Annotated in this window: 21 protein-coding genes; 12 read left to right on the top strand and 9 right to left on the bottom strand. The window is 65.4% G+C overall.

Annotation, left to right across the window (positions count from 1 at the left end; genetic code table 11):
• Positions 1-54: 54 nt before the first annotated feature.
• A complete protein-coding gene (gene smpB / locus IGS74_RS15595; protein WP_039192235.1) occupies positions 55-534 on the top strand; it encodes an SsrA-binding protein SmpB in 480 nt (159 codons plus the stop codon).
• On the opposite strand, the gene IGS74_RS15590 is transcribed toward smpB, so the two are convergent.
• Together IGS74_RS15590 and IGS74_RS15585 are read right to left on the bottom strand one after the other, a co-directional pair.
• A complete protein-coding gene (locus IGS74_RS15590; protein WP_192387305.1) occupies positions 473-1207 on the bottom strand; it encodes a uracil-DNA glycosylase in 735 nt (244 codons plus the stop codon). The genes smpB and IGS74_RS15590 overlap by 62 nt on opposite strands.
• Positions 1208-1214: 7 nt before the next feature.
• Entirely contained in the window at positions 1215-1814 is a 600-nt protein-coding gene (locus tag IGS74_RS15585) for an NYN domain-containing protein (RefSeq protein WP_039192238.1), read from the bottom strand.
• Positions 1815-2064: 250 nt separating this feature from the next.
• Between IGS74_RS15585 and rpoZ the strand changes: the two genes are divergently transcribed.
• From rpoZ to recO, 9 genes are all read left to right on the top strand, one after another.
• Positions 2065-2463, top strand: a complete 399-nt coding sequence (gene rpoZ / locus IGS74_RS15580) for a DNA-directed RNA polymerase subunit omega (RefSeq protein WP_039193032.1) — start codon at positions 2065-2067, stop codon at positions 2461-2463.
• Between the two features lie 135 nt (positions 2464-2598).
• A complete protein-coding gene (locus IGS74_RS15575) occupies positions 2599-4815 on the top strand; it encodes a bifunctional (p)ppGpp synthetase/guanosine-3',5'-bis(diphosphate) 3'-pyrophosphohydrolase (RefSeq protein ID WP_039192241.1) in 2217 nt (738 codons plus the stop codon).
• 29 nt (positions 4816-4844) lie between these two features.
• Positions 4845-5423 carry an orotate phosphoribosyltransferase gene (gene pyrE / locus IGS74_RS15570; protein WP_039192244.1) on the top strand — a complete coding sequence of 193 codons (579 nt, stop codon included), beginning with the start codon at positions 4845-4847 and terminating at the stop codon, positions 5421-5423.
• A gap of 95 nt (positions 5424-5518) precedes the next feature.
• Complete coding sequence (locus IGS74_RS15565; RefSeq protein ID WP_245283014.1) at positions 5519-5977, top strand: DUF2062 domain-containing protein; 459 nt, start codon at positions 5519-5521, stop codon at positions 5975-5977.
• Positions 5974-6375: a holo-ACP synthase gene (gene acpS / locus IGS74_RS15560; RefSeq protein ID WP_192387303.1), complete on the top strand. Its 402-nt coding sequence runs from the start codon at positions 5974-5976 to the stop codon at positions 6373-6375. Before IGS74_RS15565 ends, acpS begins: the two co-directional genes overlap by 4 nt.
• 105 nt (positions 6376-6480) lie before the next feature.
• A complete protein-coding gene (lepB, locus tag IGS74_RS15555; RefSeq protein ID WP_039192255.1) occupies positions 6481-7209 on the top strand; it encodes a signal peptidase I in 729 nt (242 codons plus the stop codon).
• Positions 7197-7895, top strand: a complete 699-nt coding sequence (rnc, locus tag IGS74_RS15550) for a ribonuclease III (RefSeq protein WP_039192258.1) — start codon at positions 7197-7199, stop codon at positions 7893-7895. Before lepB ends, rnc begins: the two co-directional genes overlap by 13 nt.
• A 75-nt stretch (positions 7896-7970) precedes the next feature.
• Positions 7971-8909 carry a GTPase Era gene (gene era, locus IGS74_RS15545; RefSeq protein ID WP_246722589.1) on the top strand — a complete coding sequence of 313 codons (939 nt, stop codon included), beginning with the start codon at positions 7971-7973 and terminating at the stop codon, positions 8907-8909.
• 31 nt (positions 8910-8940) lie between these two features.
• Positions 8941-9678, top strand: a complete 738-nt coding sequence (recO, locus tag IGS74_RS15540; protein ID WP_192387301.1) for a DNA repair protein RecO — start codon at positions 8941-8943, stop codon at positions 9676-9678.
• On the opposite strand, the gene IGS74_RS15535 is transcribed toward recO, so the two are convergent.
• Genes IGS74_RS15535 through IGS74_RS15525 form a run of 3 tightly spaced genes read right to left on the bottom strand, consistent with a single transcriptional unit; the run spans position 9632 to position 11648 of the window.
• The gene (locus tag IGS74_RS15535) at positions 9632-10171 is read right to left on the bottom strand and encodes a tyrosine protein phosphatase (RefSeq protein ID WP_192387299.1); all 540 of its coding nucleotides are present in this window, start codon (positions 10169-10171) and stop codon (positions 9632-9634) included. The genes recO and IGS74_RS15535 overlap by 47 nt on opposite strands.
• Before the next feature lie 29 nt (positions 10172-10200).
• Complete coding sequence (locus tag IGS74_RS15530; RefSeq protein WP_192391835.1) at positions 10201-10785, bottom strand: HD family hydrolase; 585 nt, start codon at positions 10783-10785, stop codon at positions 10201-10203.
• A gap of 29 nt (positions 10786-10814) precedes the next feature.
• On the bottom strand, positions 10815-11648 hold the full coding sequence (locus IGS74_RS15525; RefSeq protein WP_192387297.1) for a folate-binding protein YgfZ: 834 nt from the start codon (positions 11646-11648) through the stop codon (positions 10815-10817).
• Positions 11649-11765: 117 nt separating this feature from the next.
• Between IGS74_RS15525 and IGS74_RS15520 the strand changes: the two genes are divergently transcribed.
• Entirely contained in the window at positions 11766-13097 is a 1332-nt protein-coding gene (locus IGS74_RS15520; protein WP_192391834.1) for a dihydroorotase, read from the top strand.
• 26 nt (positions 13098-13123) lie between these two features.
• Here the strand turns inward: IGS74_RS15520 and IGS74_RS15515 are convergent, their stop codons facing one another.
• The 4 genes from IGS74_RS15515 to IGS74_RS15500 form a co-directional block, all read right to left on the bottom strand.
• A complete protein-coding gene (locus IGS74_RS15515) occupies positions 13124-13969 on the bottom strand; it encodes a hypothetical protein (protein WP_246722588.1) in 846 nt (281 codons plus the stop codon).
• Entirely contained in the window at positions 13950-14210 is a 261-nt protein-coding gene (locus tag IGS74_RS15510; RefSeq protein WP_039192281.1) for a hypothetical protein, read from the bottom strand. Before IGS74_RS15510 ends, IGS74_RS15515 begins: the two co-directional genes overlap by 20 nt.
• 127 nt (positions 14211-14337) lie before the next feature.
• Positions 14338-14739: a TIGR02301 family protein gene (locus tag IGS74_RS15505; protein WP_246722587.1), complete on the bottom strand. Its 402-nt coding sequence runs from the start codon at positions 14737-14739 to the stop codon at positions 14338-14340.
• A 16-nt stretch (positions 14740-14755) separates the two neighbouring features.
• Positions 14756-15193 carry an NUDIX hydrolase gene (locus tag IGS74_RS15500; RefSeq protein WP_192387295.1) on the bottom strand — a complete coding sequence of 146 codons (438 nt, stop codon included), beginning with the start codon at positions 15191-15193 and terminating at the stop codon, positions 14756-14758.
• A 289-nt stretch (positions 15194-15482) separates the two neighbouring features.
• On the opposite strand from IGS74_RS15500, the gene IGS74_RS15490 reads away from it, so the two are divergent.
• A complete protein-coding gene (locus IGS74_RS15490) occupies positions 15483-15986 on the top strand; it encodes an SOS response-associated peptidase (RefSeq protein ID WP_192391904.1) in 504 nt (167 codons plus the stop codon).
• Positions 15987-15996: the final 10 nt, after the last annotated feature.

The following is a 15996-nucleotide window of genomic DNA, read 5'->3' as shown; positions in this document are numbered from 1 at the left end:
GACCAGATGGACACAGGGCCGGCATTGCCGGCCCTTTCGAGACTGAAGCGAGATATGGCCAAGGCGAAGGAACAGAAATCGAATACCGTGGCCGAAAACCGCAAGGCTCGGTTTCACTACGAGATCATGGATACGCTCGAGGCCGGACTCGTCCTGACGGGAACGGAGGTCAAGTCGCTGCGTCTGGGCAAGGCCACCATCGCGGAGTCCTACGCGACGGAGGAGGGCGGTGAGATATGGCTCATCAATTCCTTCGTGCCCGAATATCTGCAGGCCAACCGCTTCAACCATGAGCCGAAGCGACGCCGCAAGCTGCTCGTCCACAAGACTCAGCGCAACCGGTTGGCCGGCGCTGTCCAGCGCGATGGCATGACGCTGGTGCCCCTGCGGCTCTACTTCAACGACCGCGGTATGGCGAAGTTGGAGCTGGCCGTGGCCCGGGGCAAGAACGCGCCCGACAAGCGCGAGACCATCAAGGAGCGCGACTGGAACCGCCAGAAGCAGCGCCTGATGAAGCAGGCACGCGCGGATTGACCTTGGGAACAGAGTCGAGCGCGGACCGCGCCCGGGCAAAGACGGCGTGGAACATCTCTTCCGTCAGGCGCCCGGTATTGGTGTTGTAGCGGGAGCAATGATAGCTCGATATGATCGTATAGCCGCCCACGTCCGCTGATCCCCCATGCGAGAATGGCGCATCGGCCATCCGCGCGCCGAGGGCCCGAAGCGTCGTCTCGTGCGCGATTCGGCCCAGCGTCACGATGACTCGCAGATTGGGCATCGCCGCCACCACCGGCATCAGGAAGCGGCGGCAGTTGTTGATCTCCGGCCCGGTCGGCTTGTTCTGCGGCGGAACGCAGCGCACGCCGTTCGCGATTGCGGTTTCCACCAGCTCCAGGGTGTCGTCCGGCCGCGCCTCGAAGGTGCCCTGGGCGAAACCGAATGACTTCAACGTGGAATAGAGCAGGTCGCCGGCGTAGTCGCCGGTGAAGGGGCGCCCGGTTCGGTTCGCGCCCCGAAGGCCCGGCGCAAGGCCGGAGATCAGCAGGCGGACCGACGCCGCCCCGTTCACCGGCATGAAAGGGGGAACAGGCGCGTTGAACCATGTCGGCTCGCGCGCCTGCCACTCGTGCCGGAAGGCGGCGAGACGCGGGCAGATGGGGCAGTCCGGCGCCGGATGCGCGGCGGCGGGCAGGTCGTCCAGCTGCATGAAGCGCTCAGTCGGCGTCGTCGTCGAGATCGGCTTCCGCCTCGGCGCGGCGCGCCAGCCGCGCTTCGCGCTCGGCGGGATTGCGGCCGACTTCGGCGCGGAGGGAATTCAGGTCGATGAAGTGGTCGGCGTGGCGGCGCAGATCGTCCGAGACCATCGGCGGATTGGAGACCAGCGTGGAGACGACAGAGACCTTGCGCCCCTTGCGCTGCAACGCCGCCACCAGGGAACGGAAGTCCCCGTCGCCGGAAAACAGCACGAAATGATCCACCGTCTCCACCAGCTCCATGGCATTGAGCGCAAGCTCGATGTCCATGTTGCCCTTGATCTTGCGACGACCCGTAGAATCGGTGAATTCGCGCGCCGGCTTGGTTACGACCTTGTAGCCGTTATAGTCGAGCCAGTCGACCAGCGGCCGGATGGATGAATATTCCTGATCTTCCACAAGCGCCGTGTAGTAGTAGGCGCGGAGCAGGTATCCCCGCTTCTGGAACGCGACCAGAAGCTTCTTGTAATCGATGTCGAAGCCGAGGTTGCGCGATGTGGCGTAAAGGTTGGCGCCATCGATGAAAAGAGCGATCTTTTCGCGGGAGTCGAATACGTGCATAAGTCCTTCGTCATGAAAATGTCTTGGTTGAAATCTTTGCTGCATCCGGTGCCATGCGCACATGACTTGCCGGAAGCGCCTGAACGATAGCCGTTAATCCGTGGCTTGCCAACTGCATCGTTGACTTGTCAACAAGCAAGGATTGGCGAGGGTTTTCGTGCACTGCGGCGGCATGCCCTTGTATTGCCTTTGTCAAGTCGTTAAAGGGTGCAGCTTCAACCCGTAAATCCCCTTGATCGAGGAGACAGGCATGGCCCGCGTCACCGTAGAAGATTGCGTCGACAAGGTCGAGAACCGCTTCGAACTCGTCCTGCTTGCCAGTCACCGCGCTCGCCAGATTTCGCAGGGTCAGCCGATCACGGTCGACCGCGACAACGACAAGAACCCGGTTGTCGCCCTGCGCGAGATCGCCGACGAGACCTTGTCGCCCGGCGACCTGAAGGAAGACCTCATCCACTCGCTGCAGAAGCATGTCGAGGTGGACGAGCCCGAGACGGCAGCTCCGGCGCCGGGCACGCAGGCCCAGCCGGTCATCGCCGAGGCCGATGCCGACGAAGTCGAGACGATCACCTTCGACCGCATGTCCGAGGACGATCTCCTGGCCGGTATCGAAGGTCTCGTCCCACCCGAGAAGAACGACGACTACTGATAGGGTTCCGGCGCCGGATTACGCTCGATTGGGGCTTTCGGTGCACCCCTTGGAGAACCTATATGAAAGAGGGCGCGGCCGGCACGTTCGGCGCGCCCTCTTTGTCGTCGTCAGCTTCACGGAAATGCGCCTGCCATGATGCGTCAGTATGAACTCGTCGAACGTGTCGCGGCCTACAAGCCGGATCTCGACGAGGCGTTGCTGAACAGGGCCTATGTCTATGCCATGCAGAAGCATGGATCGCAGAAGCGCGCCAGCGGCGACCCGTATTTCTCGCATCCGCTGGAAGTGGCGGCGATCCTGACCGATCTGCACCTCGACGAGGCCACCATCGCCGTGGCCCTGCTGCACGACACGATTGAGGATACCGACGCCACCCGCAAGGAGATCGACCAGCTTTTCGGCTCCAAGATCGGCCAGCTCGTCGAGGGGCTGACCAAGCTCAAGCGGCTGGAACTCGTCAGCAAGAAGGCCGAGCAGGCCGAGAACCTGCGCAAGCTGCTGCTGGCCATCGCGGACGATATCCGCGTGCTGCTCGTCAAGCTCGCCGATCGCCTCCACAACATGCGTACGCTGGGCGTCATGCGGCCCGAGAAGCGAGCCCGCATCGCGCAGGAGACGATGGATATCTATGCGCCGCTGGCCGGCCGCATGGGCATGCAGGACATGCGCGAGGAACTCGAGAACCTGTCCTTCCGCCATCTCAATCTCGAAGCCTACGAGACGGTGACCGCACGGCTCGAAGAGCTGAAGGAAAAGCATGCCGGGACCATCGACGAGATCGAGCGCGTCCTGTCCGACAAGCTGGCGGAGAACGGCATCGAGGCCGATGTCTCCGGCCGGCAGAAGAAGCCCTATTCCGTCTTCTCCAAGATGCAGCGCAAGGCCCTGTCGCTGGAGCAGTTGTCGGACATTTTCGGCTTCCGCGTGCTGGTCGAGACGGAAGAGGATTGCTACCGCACCCTCGGTATCGTCCATCGGACCTGGCCGATGGTGCCCGGCCGCTTCAAGGACTACATCTCGATACCCAAGCAGAATGGCTACCGCTCCCTGCATACGACCATCGTCGGCCCGTCGCGCCAGCGCGTGGAGCTTCAGATCCGCACGCGCGCGATGCACGACATTGCCGAATACGGAATCGCCGCGCACGAGCTCTACAAGGACGGAATCGACGGCGACGAGCAGGATATGCGGCTGTCGAACGAGTCCAGCGCCTATGCCTGGCTGCGCCGCACGATCGAGCTTCTCAATCAGGGCGACACGCCGGAAGAATTCCTGGAAAACACCAAGCTGGAACTCTTCCAGGACCAGGTCTTCTGCTTCACTCCGAAGGGCCGGCTCATCTCGCTGCCGCGCGGCGCGACGCCCATCGATTTCGCTTATGCCGTGCATACCGATGTCGGGGATACCTGCGTCGGCTGCAAGATCGACGGCCGCATCATGCCGCTCGTCACCGAACTGGCCAATGGCGACGAGGTGGAGATCATCCGCTCCAAGGCCGCGACGCCGCCTCAGGCCTGGGAATCCATCGCCGTCACCGGCAAGGCGCGCGCTGCCATCCGCCGCGCGACCCGGCTGGCGATCCGCAAGCAATATTCCGGCCTCGGCCAGCAGATCCTGGAACGCAGCTTCCAGCGCGCCGGCAAGAGTTTCTCCCGCGATGGGCTGAAACCCTATCTCGGCAAGCTGGGGCACAAGGACGTCGAGGATGCGCTTGCGGCGGTGGGACGCGGCGAGATCGCCTCGGCGGACGTGCTGCGCGCGGTGCATCCCGATTTTCAGGATACCCGCGCCGCGCGCCACGGCCTCAAGTCCGACGAGCGGGGATGGTTCAGCCTGCGCAGCGCCACCGGCATGATCTTCCGCATTCCCGGCGAAGGCGGCGAGGGCGAGGCCAATGGCGGAGCCCTTCCCATTCGCGGCGTGGGGGACGACATGCCCGTGCATTTCGGTCCGGATGGGGCCGTGCCGGGAGACCGCATCATCGGCATCATGGAGCCGGGCAAGGGCATCACCATCTATCCCATCCAGTCTCCCGCGCTGGCCGCCTTCGAGGACGAGCCGGAGCGCTGGGTGGACATCCGCTGGGACCTCGACGCCGAGATGACCATGCGCTTTCCGGCCCGCATCCGGATATCGGCCTTGAACGAGCCCGGGGCACTCGCCGAGATCGCCGAGACGACGGCGTTGAACGACGCCAATATCAGCGGGCTAGAAACGGTATCCTCCGCTCCGGATATCGCTGTCATGCTGATCGACCTTGAGGTATGGAACCTCCAGCATCTCAACCGTACGCTGAACCAGTTGCGCGGCAAGGCCTGCGTGACGGATGTCGTCCGCGTGAACGGGTGAGACGGCAACAGGAACAGGCAGGAACTCCCGTGGACCAGTCCGAAGTCATCGAAATCTTCCGCAAGGCGGGCGCCTATCTGGAGGGACATTTCATCCTGACCTCCGGCTTGCGGAGCCCGATCTTCCTGCAGAAGGCGCGCGTCTTCATGCATCCCGACCTGACGGAGCGTCTCTGCCGGGCGCTGGCCGACAAGATACGCGCGGCGGTGCCCGGGCAGATCGACTATATTGTCGGGCCCGCCGTCGGCGGCCTGATTCCCGCCTACGAGACGTCGCGCCATCTCGGCCCGCCAGCCATCTATGTCGAGCGCGAGAACGGCCGTTTCCGCCTGCGCCGCTTCGAGGTGGCTCCCGGCGCCCGCGTCGTCATCGTGGAGGACATCGTCTCGACCGGGCTGTCGATCCGCGAGACGATCGAGGCGCTGCAGGACATCGGCGTCGAGGTGGTCGCCGCCGCCTGCGTCATCGATCGGTCGGCCGGCAAGGTGGATGTGGGCGTACCGTTGATCGCGCTGGCGCAATACGAGGTGCCGGCCTATCCGGTCGACGCCCTGCCGCCCGAGCTTGCCGCGATCCCGCCGGTCAAGCCCGGCAGCCGGTCTCTCTAGGTCGCCGCTCCATGCTGTTCCGCCGCCGTAAACCCGAAACGTTCCGGGGCAGGCTGAGGCTCTTCCTCTGGCCCCGGCGCTCGTGGGGGCGGTCGATGCGCTATTTCAAGAAGCGCGTGCTGCGGCTCAAGGCGACGCCGCACGCCATCGCGGCCGGCTTCTCGGCCGGCGTCTTCGCGGCGTTCAGCCCGATTCTCGGCGGACATATCCTGATGGCGCTGGCCATCGCCTACTGCATCTCCGGCAACATGGCGGCGGCGGCGTTGGGCACGGCAGTCGCCAATCCGCTGACCTTCCCCATGATCTGGGCCGGCACCTACGAGGTCGGCCGGCTGCTGATCGGGACGCAAGGCGCGGAGGGGGGCCGCAAGGGCATCGGCGAAGCCCTGTCCTCGATGGACGTCGCGGCCATATGGAAGCCCTATCTCGAACCCATGCTGATCGGGTCGCTGATCCTCGGCGCGCTTTTCGCGGTACTGGCCTACTTCATTCTCTACACTGCCGTGAAAGGCTATCAGGCGAACCGTCGCAAGGGAGGACCGAGGCAGGCATGATCATCGGCATCGGCAGCGACCTGATCGATATCCGCCGCGTGGAGGCGACGCTGGCGCGCCACGGCACCCGATTCGAAGCGCGCGTCTTCACCGACGTCGAACGGCGCAAGTCCAACGGGCGCACCCTGAGGGCGGCCTCCTACGCCAAGCGATTCGCCGCCAAGGAGGCCTGTGCAAAGGCGCTGGGCACGGGGCTGTCCCAGGGTGTCTTCTGGCGCGACATGGGCGTCGTCAATGCGCCGTCCGGCAAGCCGACGATGCAGTTGACGGGCGGGGCGGCCGAACGCCTGGCGAAGCTTCTGCCGGACGGCATGGAAGCAGCCATCCACTTGACCATAACGGACGATTATCCGCTGGCGCAGGCCTTCGTCATCATCGAGGCGCTGCCGACGCGATGACCGCCAGCCGATTGCCCTGAAACCGACAACACTTTAGACCATGGGAAATTCTGCGACATGGCGGAGGTTTCCGCCCCTGCACACGATGTATCGAGGTAAACCGAGATGGCTGAACGGGCCGCAAAAAAGGAATCGTCCAGCTTCGTCGAGGTGGTCATCGCCGTGGTCCAGGCGGTGGCGCTGGCGCTCGTCATCCGCACGGTGCTGCTGCAGCCATTCTCGATTCCATCCGGTTCCATGATCCCGACACTCCTGGTGGGCGACTACGTGCTCGTCACCAAATGGAGCTACGGCTACTCGAAATATTCGCTACCATTCTCGCCCGACCTGTTCGACGGCCGTATCCTGGGGTCGGAGCCGGAGCGCGGCGACGTCATCGTGTTCCGCAAGCCGTCCGACACGGATGTCGACTTCATCAAGCGGCTGATCGGCCTGCCGGGCGATACGGTGCAGATGCGCGACGGTGTGCTCTATATCAACGGCACCGCCGTACCGAAGGAGCCCGCGGGCTTCTTCGTCGAGGCGAACGGCATCGAGGTGCCCCAGTATCGCGAGACGCTGCCCAACGGCGTCAGCTACATGACGCTCGACAAGACCACGACGATGGCGGACAACACCCGCGAATTCGTGGTGCCTGCCGGCCATTACTTCATGATGGGCGATAATCGGGACAACTCCGACGACAGCCGTGGCAGCGTCGGTTACGTGCCCTTCGAAAACCTCGTCGGCAAGGCGCAGATCATCTTCTTCTCGCTCGATGGCGACTGGGCCCTGAAGTTCTGGCGCTGGCCGTCCGACCTGCGGATCGAACGTTTCTTCACATGGTTGAGCTGACCAAGGGCCTCGACGGGTTGGAAAAGCTGATCGGCCTGTCCTTCAAGGATCGCCATCGGCTGGAGCTCGCCCTGACGCATTCGAGCCTCAAGCAGGGGCGGGACGACGCCAATTACGAGCGTATGGAGTTCCTGGGCGACAGGGTGCTCGGTCTCGCCATCGCGGAGCGCCTCTTCGACGAATTTCCGACGGCGTCGGAGGGCGAGCTTTCGCTGCGCCTGAACCTCCTCGTCTCCGCGGAAACATGCGCGGCCATCGCCGACGAACTCGGCCTGGGGCGGTATATCCGCCACGGGGGCGAGTTGACCAAACTGGCGGCGCAACGCACGCGGAACATCCGTGCCGACGTGGTGGAGGCGTTGATCGCCGCCATCTATCTGGAGCATGGCTATGGCGCGGCGCGGGACTTCGTGATGAAGCACTGGAGCAGCCGCGTCACGGCGCCAGCTTCGGCGCGGCGCGATCCAAAGACCGAATTGCAGGAATGGGCGCACCAGAAGGTCGGCCGACCGCCGGTCTACGCGCTGATCGACCGGAGCGGGCCGGACCACGAACCGCTTTTCACGGTATCGGCCAGCATCGACGGTATTGCCCCGGCGACCGGCAAGGGGCGGTCGAAGCGGCAGGCCGAAACGGCGGCTGCCGAAACGATCCTGCGCCGCGAAGGCATCTGGCCGAAGGGCTGACGGCAGCCCCTATGCCGACATGACGAAGCGGGATATCCTTCCCGAACACAGATCGATCGAAAGAGAACTCCTGAATTGACTGAGGAACAGACCTCGGGCGGCGACGCCACAATCGAAACGGCGCCCACGCGCTCGGGCTTCGTGGCGCTGATCGGCGCCCCGAACGCCGGCAAGTCGACCCTCGTGAACCAGCTCGTCGGCACCAAGGTGTCGATCGTCACCCACAAGGTCCAGACGACGCGCGCTCTCGTGCGCGGCATCGCCATCCGCAACCGCACCCAGATCGTCTTCGTGGATACGCCGGGCGTGTTCCAGCCGCGTCGGCGGCTGGACAGGGCCATGGTGCGCACGGCATGGGGCGGCGCCAAGGATGCCGATCTGGTGCTTGCCATCGTCGATGCGGAGCGTGGCGTTTCGCCCGACGTCGAGACGATCGTCGAGCGCCTCAAGGACAGCCGGCGCCCGGTCGTGCTTCTGCTCAACAAGGTGGATCGCATCAAGCGCGAGAACCTGCTGGCGCTGACGCAGGATCTCAGCTCCCGCGTCGCGTTCGAGCGCGTCTTCATGATCTCGGCGTTGACCGGCTCGGGCTGCGACGACCTGATGAACTGGCTTGCGGACCGGCTGCCGGAAGGGCCCTGGTACTATCCGGAAGACCAGATCTCCGACCTGCCGTTGCGCCAGCTTGCCGCCGAGATCACGCGCGAGAAGCTGTTCCTGCGCCTGCATCAGGAAATCCCCTACGCCTCGACGGTGGAGACGGAATTGTGGGAGCAGCGGCCGGATGGCTCGGTGCGGATCGAGCAGACCATCTACGTCGAGCGCGATAGTCAGAAGGCCATCGTGCTGGGCCGCAAGGGCGAGACGATCAAGGCGATCGGGCAGGCGGCCCGTACCGAGATCGCCGAGGCGGCCGACCAGAAAATCCACCTGTTCCTGTTCGTCAAGGTGCGCGAGCACTGGAGCGACGATCCGGAGCGCTACCGTGAGATGGGGCTGGACTTCTCGTCCTGAGCCATCCATCCGTCCATCGGACCGAACGCTCATGGAATGGCGCGAAGAGGCGATCATACTGGGGGTGCGCCGCCACGGCGAAACCAGCGTGGTCGCCGAAGTGATGACGCGTACGCGGGGCCGGCATCTAGGCCTGGTCCGCGGCGGCCGGTCCCGGCGCCAGCAACCGGTGCTGCAACCGGGCAACCGGGTGGAGGCCAACTGGCGTGCCCGGCTGGACGAGCATCTGGGCACGCTGACCGTCGAGCCAATCGAGATGCGCGCCGCCGCCTTCATGGAAAGCGCGCTGGCGCTGCAGGGCGTGCAACTGCTTGCCGCTCACATCCGCCTGCTTGCGGAGCGCGATCCGCACGAGCGCCTGTACGAGGCATGTCTGACAATGCTTCCGAACCTCCAGGATTGCCGTCTTGCCGGTGGCATGATGCTGGGGTTCGAACTGGCCTTGCTGGACGAACTCGGGCTTGGGCTCGATCTCTCGGCCTGTGCGTTGACCGGGGCCGTCGAGGGCCTTGCCTATGTATCGCCGCGCACCGGCCGGGCGGTGACGCAAGCCGCGGGCGCGCCGTGGGCAGACCGGCTGCTGCCGCTGCCGCGTTGCCTTTTCACCGGCGAAGCGCCGGGCTGGAGCGACCTGGTCGACGGGTTTGCGCTGACCGGCCATTTCCTGGCGCGCAATATCTGGATGCCCCGCGGCCAAGGCGAGCCGCAATCGCGGGGGGCATTCATTGCAGCGCTGGAGCGTGCGCTTCGAGCTGCAGTGGCAGAATGAAGGGCGTACCGGAAAAGGCGTCCGCGCCGCGACCGATCCTGCGGATGGCCTCTACCATGCGGCCCTGACGGCCGAGCTTGCGGTCGGCCAGCGCGATCAGCAGCGCGTTCGGTGTCGCGGAGGGTGCCCGACGCCGCAGTTCCAGGGCCAGGGCTTCCTCGTCGAGCTCCTCGTTGATGGCAATCGCAAGGATGTAGGCGGCGGCGGTGGATCGAGAGATTCCCGCCCAGCAATGGACGGCCAGCGGCTTGTGCCTGTCCCACCGATGACCGAACTCCAGCAGGGCGTCGAGATGGTCGTCTCCCGGCAGGATCATGCCGTCCAGTGGCGCCGCGATATCGTTCATCCCCAGAAACAGATGGCGCTCGGGAGCGATTTCGGCGGGGCGCGTTACATCGGTGTCCGCGTTGATCAGCGTGACGAGATCGAGCGCGCCATGTTCCGCGACTGTGGCGGGCAGGTCCCGGAGAGAGGATACGACGAGATAGGACATCGGCCTTTACTTTCGGCGGTGTTCCGGTGTCAGCCGGAAACTGGAACAGCAGCGCCCTTCGCCAAGGTGTCGAGGGTTGAAAAGCGTTCGATATACAGGGCTTCCACCTCGCCCGCCGGAAGCGGTCGCAACAGATACGGATCCACAGTGGCACCGTCGGGCCGGCAGAACAGCGTTTCCGCTTCCTGCACGGTGAAACCCGCCAGAAGTGTCGCCTCGAAATAGGCCGACAGCTTGTCCGCCCGCTTCACCAGCCTTGCCGTCGCGGCCGGCAGGTCTGCCGGCAGGCCGAACCGCAGGTGGATCGCCCGTTGCAAACGGCTTTCGATCGCCTTGTACCCGGCCCCGAGGACGCTTTTGAACGGCGAGATCATATCGCCGATGACGTATTCGGGGGCGTCATGCAGCAGCGCGGCCAATTGCCATCGCGCATCCTTGCTGGTGGCTGCAACCAGTTGCTCCACCACAAGGGAATGCTGGGCCACGGAGAAGGCATGTTCGCCGGTGGTCTGCCCGTTCCAGCGGGCGACCCGCGCCAGACCATGCGCGATGTCGGCCAACTCGATATCGAGGGGCGAGGGGTCCATCAGATCCAGACGCCGGCCCGACAGCATGCGCTGCCAGACGCGGGGTGCGCGGCGGCTCACGCGTCCTCGCCCCCGCCCGCTTCCGGCAGTGCGTAGCCGGCCCAGGCGGGAACCTCCGCGCTCACCGCAACCCCGTCCACGCTCGGCTGCAGGTCGGCGCGCAGGGCATCGGCCAGACGGTCGATGCGGATCATGGCCATGGCCACCGTATCGGCGGACGAGAGCACCGTGCCGATCGTCTTGCCGCCGGCTTCCACATTGGCGCCGGGGGTGATGTGCGACTCGGCCCGCAACACCATGACGCGCCGTCGCGCCGTGCCGCGATGCTGAATCCGCGAGACGACCTCCTGCCCGACGAAGCATCCCTTTCGAAACGAGACGCCACCGTTCTGGTCCATCAGAACGTCATGGGGGAACACATCGCCGGACGGAAAATCGACCTCCGCTTCCGCGACCCCGTCGGCGATGCGAATGGCGCGGTAGGCGACCACCTCGTCGTCCGCCCCTTCGGCTTCCGGCCCGTAGAGCCGCAGAACGGTCCTGTCCGGAAAGCGCATGTCGCGCAGGCCGGGGACATCCAGATCCCAGGCGGCGGCAATTGCCTCGTCGGAGGGGGCAATCTCGACCTTGGCGCGCAGGCGATACAAGTGCAGCCGCTTGGCAAGCGCATCGCGCGCCGAGGCGGCCAGGTCCAGCCGGATGCCGTCGGACAGACTGGATACCAGGAAGTCGAACAGGATCTTGCCCTGCGGGGTCAGCAGCGCGCCCGGACGCGCCTCGGTGTCGGGCATGCCGTCCAACTCGGTCGTGATCAGGTTCTGCAGGAAGTGCCGGGCATCGGGACCGGTTACATGAAGGGTCGCTCGGTCGGGCTGGCGGGCAGAGGGCATGGCGGCATCCAGGGGCTGGTTCGTCGGCCAGATATGGCCGGCCCGGAGCGGTTGCGCAACCGCTCCGGGCCCTGTATCGCCCAGATCGTGGTTGGACGCAGGAGTGAGGGCACGATGATGGCCGAGCGGTTCGAAACGGTGTTGAAGGGCGGCACGGTCGTCAATCAGGATGGCGAGGGCCCGCGCGATATCGGTATCCGCGACGGACGCATCGCCCATATCGGAAGCATCGCGGCGGAGGCCGCCGGCGAGGTCGTCGACTGCACCGGGCTGCATATCCTGCCCGGCGTCATCGACAGCCAGGTCCACTTCCGCGAGCCGGGCCCCACCCACAAGGAAGATCTGCAAACGGGATCGCGGGCGGCCGTGCTGGGCGGCGTCACGACCGTCTTCGAGATGCCCAACACCGATCCGCTGACGACAAGCGAGGCGGCCCTGGCCGACAAGGTGGCGCGCGGCCATCATCGCATGCACTGCGACTTCGCCTTCTGGGTCGGCGGCACGCGTGAAAACGCCCACGACGTTGCAGAACTGGAGCGGCTTCCCGGCGCTGCCGGCATCAAGGTGTTCATGGGCTCCTCCACGGGCTCGCTGCTGGTGGAGGACGATCAAGGCGTGCGGGAGATCCTGCGCAATACGCGCCGCCGCGCGGCCTTCCATTCGGAGGACGAGTATCGGCTCCGCGAGCGCATGTCCGAGCGTGTCGAGGGCGACCCGTCATCGCATCCCGTCTGGCGCGATGCCGTCGCCGCCATGGAATGCACGCGGCGGCTTGTCCGGATCGCGCGGGAAACCGGTGCGCGGATACATGTCCTGCACATCTCGACGGCCGAAGAGATCCTCTTCCTTGCGGATCACAAGGAGCATGCAACCTGCGAGGCGACGCCGCATCACCTGACCAGGTGTGACGCGGATTACGCCCGCCTCGGCACTCTTTTGCAGATGAACCCGCCGGTCCGCTCCGACGCGCATCGCAGCGGCATCTGGCATGGCATCGCGCAGGGCATCGTCGACGTGCTCGGCTCGGACCATGCGCCGCACACGCTGGAGGAAAAGGCCAGACCCTACCCGGCATCGCCCTCCGGCATGACCGGCGTGCAGACTCTGGTGCCCATCATGCTGGACCACGTGGCGAAGGGCCGGCTCAGCCTGGCCCGTTTCGTGGACCTGACATCGGCCGGGCCGCAGCGCATCTTCGGGCTGGCGGGCAAGGGGCGCATCGCCGTCGGCTATGACGCCGATTTCACCATCGCCGACCTCAAGCGGCGCGAGACGATTCGCAATTCGTGGATCGGCTCCCGGGCGCAGTGGACGCCGTATGACGGCGTCGAGGTGACCGGCTGGCCGGTGGGCACCATCGTTCGCGGCCAGCGGGTGATGTGGGAGGGCGAGGTGGCCACACCGTCGCGGGGCGAGGTCGCCCGCTTCGCCGAGGCGTTGCAGGCCTGACGGGCGTTGTGTTCCGCTACGCCACGTCAGTCCGCCATCAGGAAGAATTCCAGCCGCCCTTCCGGCGAAATGCCGACGCGGTAGAAATCATAGGCGCCGTTTTCGAGCATACGCTGATAGTCGCCTGCGGTGACCAGTTCGAACAGCTCGACGAGCTTCGGCTTGTCGAGTGTTTCCAGCGGAACCTGCGTGAAGTAGGGCCAGACGTAGATTTCGCTGTCGCGGCCGGCATCGACGCGAACATGGCCGCTTTCCAGCACCTCCAGCAGGATCGCCATCAGCTCGACGCCGTCGCCGTCGCCTGAATTCGCCTTCAGGAATTCGACCGGGTCGCCGTCCAGCGGAAAGACCGACAGCGCCGTCCCGTCTTCGCCCGGCTCCAGATAGGGTCTCAGCTTCTCGATGTCGCCGCTCCGTGCGGCATCGACAAGCCGTTCCCGCAGGTCGCGGACCGGCTTTGGCAATGCATCGTCGCCGTAAAAGACGGGAAGGGGGCTGGTATCGTCGTCCGCCAGCGGCAGTGCGTCGGGGGCGCCGGACACATCGTCATCGACGGCTGGCCGGCCCGGCGGCGCGTCCTGATCGCGGATGGAGCCGTCCGGCGTATGGGCCGGACCGCCGGGCGGGGCGGGCGGCATGTCGGATGGTTCTTCGAAATCGCGCCGGGAGGGTTCGACGATCGTCGGTCGGGCATCGTCCAGCGGCGGCAGCGGCACCGTCACGATGCCTTCCCGGCGCTGGAATATGCCTTCCTCGGGCTGGATCTGCGAAAAGGCCGCCGCGGGCGCCGCGATGGCGGATAGAATCGGCGGCGCTGCGCTGGCGGCTGCGAGCAGTGCGAGGACGAAAGACTTATTGAAGATTGCGTTCACCACGGAACTCGCCGTGCTCGATCCGGGTGCGCAATGTGTCCATCAGCTCCAGCACTTCGGTTTCCCCATGACGGCGGACAAGCTCCGTCAAGGCCGTGGAAATGGCTGTCTCGGCAAGGATCTCGGCTTCGATTCCGTCCGACATGCCGTCGGCCCAGGCTTCGTTATGGTACTCGAAGGCGACCTGCTTCTTTTCGGCGGCCACCGCTTCGTCCAGTTCGGCCCCATGCAGATCGATCATGTACCAAACCCCTTGCGTTTCGATGCGAACACCCCGTTTAAGCCTCTTTGCTTTTGGAAGGAAAGGGCCCGAAGGACACAAGCTGCCATTAATGTTAAGCTTTTTGGCGTAGCCGGCGCGATTGCGGTCATGTGCCGTAGCGCGATGCGATCTCCGTCGAAAGCTTCGCTCCCTCTTTGAGGTAGCGGTCGACGGCCAGTTCCGCGGAGGGCGTGCACCGCCGATAGGTGGATTCGAAGGCACGATAGCCGCCGTTGAAATGAGCGACGAGGATCCGCCGTTCGCTTTCGCTCGGCTTCTGCGTCTCCAGGAGGGCGTTCATGCGCTCACGCCAGCTTTCGGCGTCGTCGGCGCCGCACAGGCTGCGCAGATAGTGGACCGAGCCCAGGATGGTCGACAGCCGCTCCAGCGGCTTCATGTAGGGGGCCGGCGCGGCCGGCGCTGGTGCGGCTTCCTGCGCCTCGCCCGGACCCGCAAGCGCAAGCACGACGAAGAGGACGGGGAGGGCATCGCGTAGGCTTTTCATCATGGCTGAACAATGGCCCTTACGACCCGCCGCTGGCAAGCGTGCCGTCAGCCTCCCGATGTCTTTGTTGCGCCATGGTTACGATCTTGATCAGATCCGGTGTCGTGTCCTCAGTTTCGGCCAGCCGGGCGAGGGCGGCCCGTTGCACGAACGCGGTTGCCACTGCATCCCCGCCCGCCTGGGCCGGCCGATCGACCGTTCCGAAGAATACCGAAATCTCGAACGTCCGTTGCCCTTCGCCCGCCGTGATTTTGCACAAAAGGGTCAGGGAGCCGGCAACGATCCCCGTTTCCTCCAGCACTTCGCGGTGGACCGCCCCGGCCAGGGTCTCGCCGGCCTCGACGCGTCCACCCGGCAGGCTCCAGCGCCCGGCATAGGGTTCGTTGCGGCGTTTTACCAGGAGAACGCGGCCCTCTCGGTCGAAGAGACAGGCGGATACGGCAAGGCGCGGCGTCATGCATCTTCCTTTCACGACTGGCCGGTTCGCTTGACGGATGGCCGCGGGGCCGCCATCTGCCAGATATGTGCGGACGCTTTTGCCTGACCCATGCGCCTGAAGAGGTGAGCCAACGCTTCGATGTCGCGCTGCCGGAAGAGTTTCCGGCGCGATACAATATCGCGCCGTCGCAACCCGTCCTTGTGGTGATCGGCGGCAGCGAGGACAGGCCGGAGGCCTGGCAGGCGGCCGGCAGGCGCTGCTGGCGCGCTGGGGCCTCATTCCTGCCTGGACGCGCGACGTTGCCTCCATGCCGCTTCTGTTCAACGCGCGCTCGGAAACGGCCGCCGTTCGGAATGCCTTCCGGCCGGCATTGACTCACCGGCGGTGCATCGTGCCGGCAAGCGGCTTCTACGAGTGGCACAAGCAGGGGACCGGAAAGTCGATCCCCTATTTCGTCCGGCCGACCGACCGGCAGGTCTTCGGCTTCGCCGCCATCATGGAAACCTACCTCGCCCCCGATGGCAGCGAAATCGACACCGTTGCCATCCTGACGCGTGCCGCCGCGGGGCCGTTGGCCGATATCCACCCGCGCGAGCCCGTAACGCTGAGGCGCAATACCGAGCAGCTCTGGCTGGATTGCCGCCACGTGGCGCCGGATGCGCTGCAGCGCGTATTCGAAGACGCCCAGGGCATGGATTGGCAGATCGACGCGATCTCCGATCGCGTCAACTCGGCTGCGGACATGTCGCCGGATATCCAGCGGCCGCGCCCGACGCCGGAGCCGCCCGCGCAGGGGCGACTGGCATTCTGACGCGTAAAGC

This window comes from Aureimonas sp. OT7 (assembly GCF_014844055.1).
Classification (GTDB): domain Bacteria; phylum Pseudomonadota; class Alphaproteobacteria; order Rhizobiales; family Rhizobiaceae; genus Aureimonas; species Aureimonas altamirensis_A.
The sequence above is the reverse complement of the archived record's forward strand: the minus strand, read 5'-3'. Positions and strand labels throughout refer to the sequence as shown.

What these genes read in the sequence shown, in the direction of transcription:
- smpB (WP_039192235.1), top strand. Translation starts at nt 55, where the DNA reads ATGGCCAAGGCGAAGGAACAGAAATCGAATACCGTGGCCGAAAACCGC.
- IGS74_RS15590 (WP_192387305.1), bottom strand. Translation starts at nt 1,207, where the DNA reads ATGCAGCTGGACGACCTGCCCGCCGCCGCGCATCCGGCGCCGGACTGC.
- IGS74_RS15585 (WP_039192238.1), bottom strand. Translation starts at nt 1,814, where the DNA reads ATGCACGTATTCGACTCCCGCGAAAAGATCGCTCTTTTCATCGATGGC.
- rpoZ (WP_039193032.1), top strand. Translation starts at nt 2,065, where the DNA reads ATGGCCCGCGTCACCGTAGAAGATTGCGTCGACAAGGTCGAGAACCGC.
- IGS74_RS15575 (WP_039192241.1), top strand. Translation starts at nt 2,599, where the DNA reads ATGATGCGTCAGTATGAACTCGTCGAACGTGTCGCGGCCTACAAGCCG.
- IGS74_RS15565 (WP_245283014.1), top strand. Translation starts at nt 5,519, where the DNA reads ATGCGCTATTTCAAGAAGCGCGTGCTGCGGCTCAAGGCGACGCCGCAC.
- acpS (WP_192387303.1), top strand. Translation starts at nt 5,974, where the DNA reads ATGATCATCGGCATCGGCAGCGACCTGATCGATATCCGCCGCGTGGAG.
- lepB (WP_039192255.1), top strand. Translation starts at nt 6,481, where the DNA reads ATGGCTGAACGGGCCGCAAAAAAGGAATCGTCCAGCTTCGTCGAGGTG.
- rnc (WP_039192258.1), top strand. Translation starts at nt 7,197, where the DNA reads ATGGTTGAGCTGACCAAGGGCCTCGACGGGTTGGAAAAGCTGATCGGC.
- recO (WP_192387301.1), top strand. Translation starts at nt 8,941, where the DNA reads ATGGAATGGCGCGAAGAGGCGATCATACTGGGGGTGCGCCGCCACGGC.
- IGS74_RS15535 (WP_192387299.1), bottom strand. Translation starts at nt 10,171, where the DNA reads ATGTCCTATCTCGTCGTATCCTCTCTCCGGGACCTGCCCGCCACAGTC.
- IGS74_RS15530 (WP_192391835.1), bottom strand. Translation starts at nt 10,785, where the DNA reads ATGCTGTCGGGCCGGCGTCTGGATCTGATGGACCCCTCGCCCCTCGAT.
- IGS74_RS15525 (WP_192387297.1), bottom strand. Translation starts at nt 11,648, where the DNA reads ATGCCCTCTGCCCGCCAGCCCGACCGAGCGACCCTTCATGTAACCGGT.
- IGS74_RS15520 (WP_192391834.1), top strand. Translation starts at nt 11,766, where the DNA reads ATGGCCGAGCGGTTCGAAACGGTGTTGAAGGGCGGCACGGTCGTCAAT.
- IGS74_RS15510 (WP_039192281.1), bottom strand. Translation starts at nt 14,210, where the DNA reads ATGATCGATCTGCATGGGGCCGAACTGGACGAAGCGGTGGCCGCCGAA.
- IGS74_RS15505 (WP_246722587.1), bottom strand. Translation starts at nt 14,739, where the DNA reads ATGATGAAAAGCCTACGCGATGCCCTCCCCGTCCTCTTCGTCGTGCTT.
- IGS74_RS15500 (WP_192387295.1), bottom strand. Translation starts at nt 15,193, where the DNA reads ATGACGCCGCGCCTTGCCGTATCCGCCTGTCTCTTCGACCGAGAGGGC.
- IGS74_RS15490 (WP_192391904.1), top strand. Translation starts at nt 15,483, where the DNA reads ATGCCGCTTCTGTTCAACGCGCGCTCGGAAACGGCCGCCGTTCGGAAT.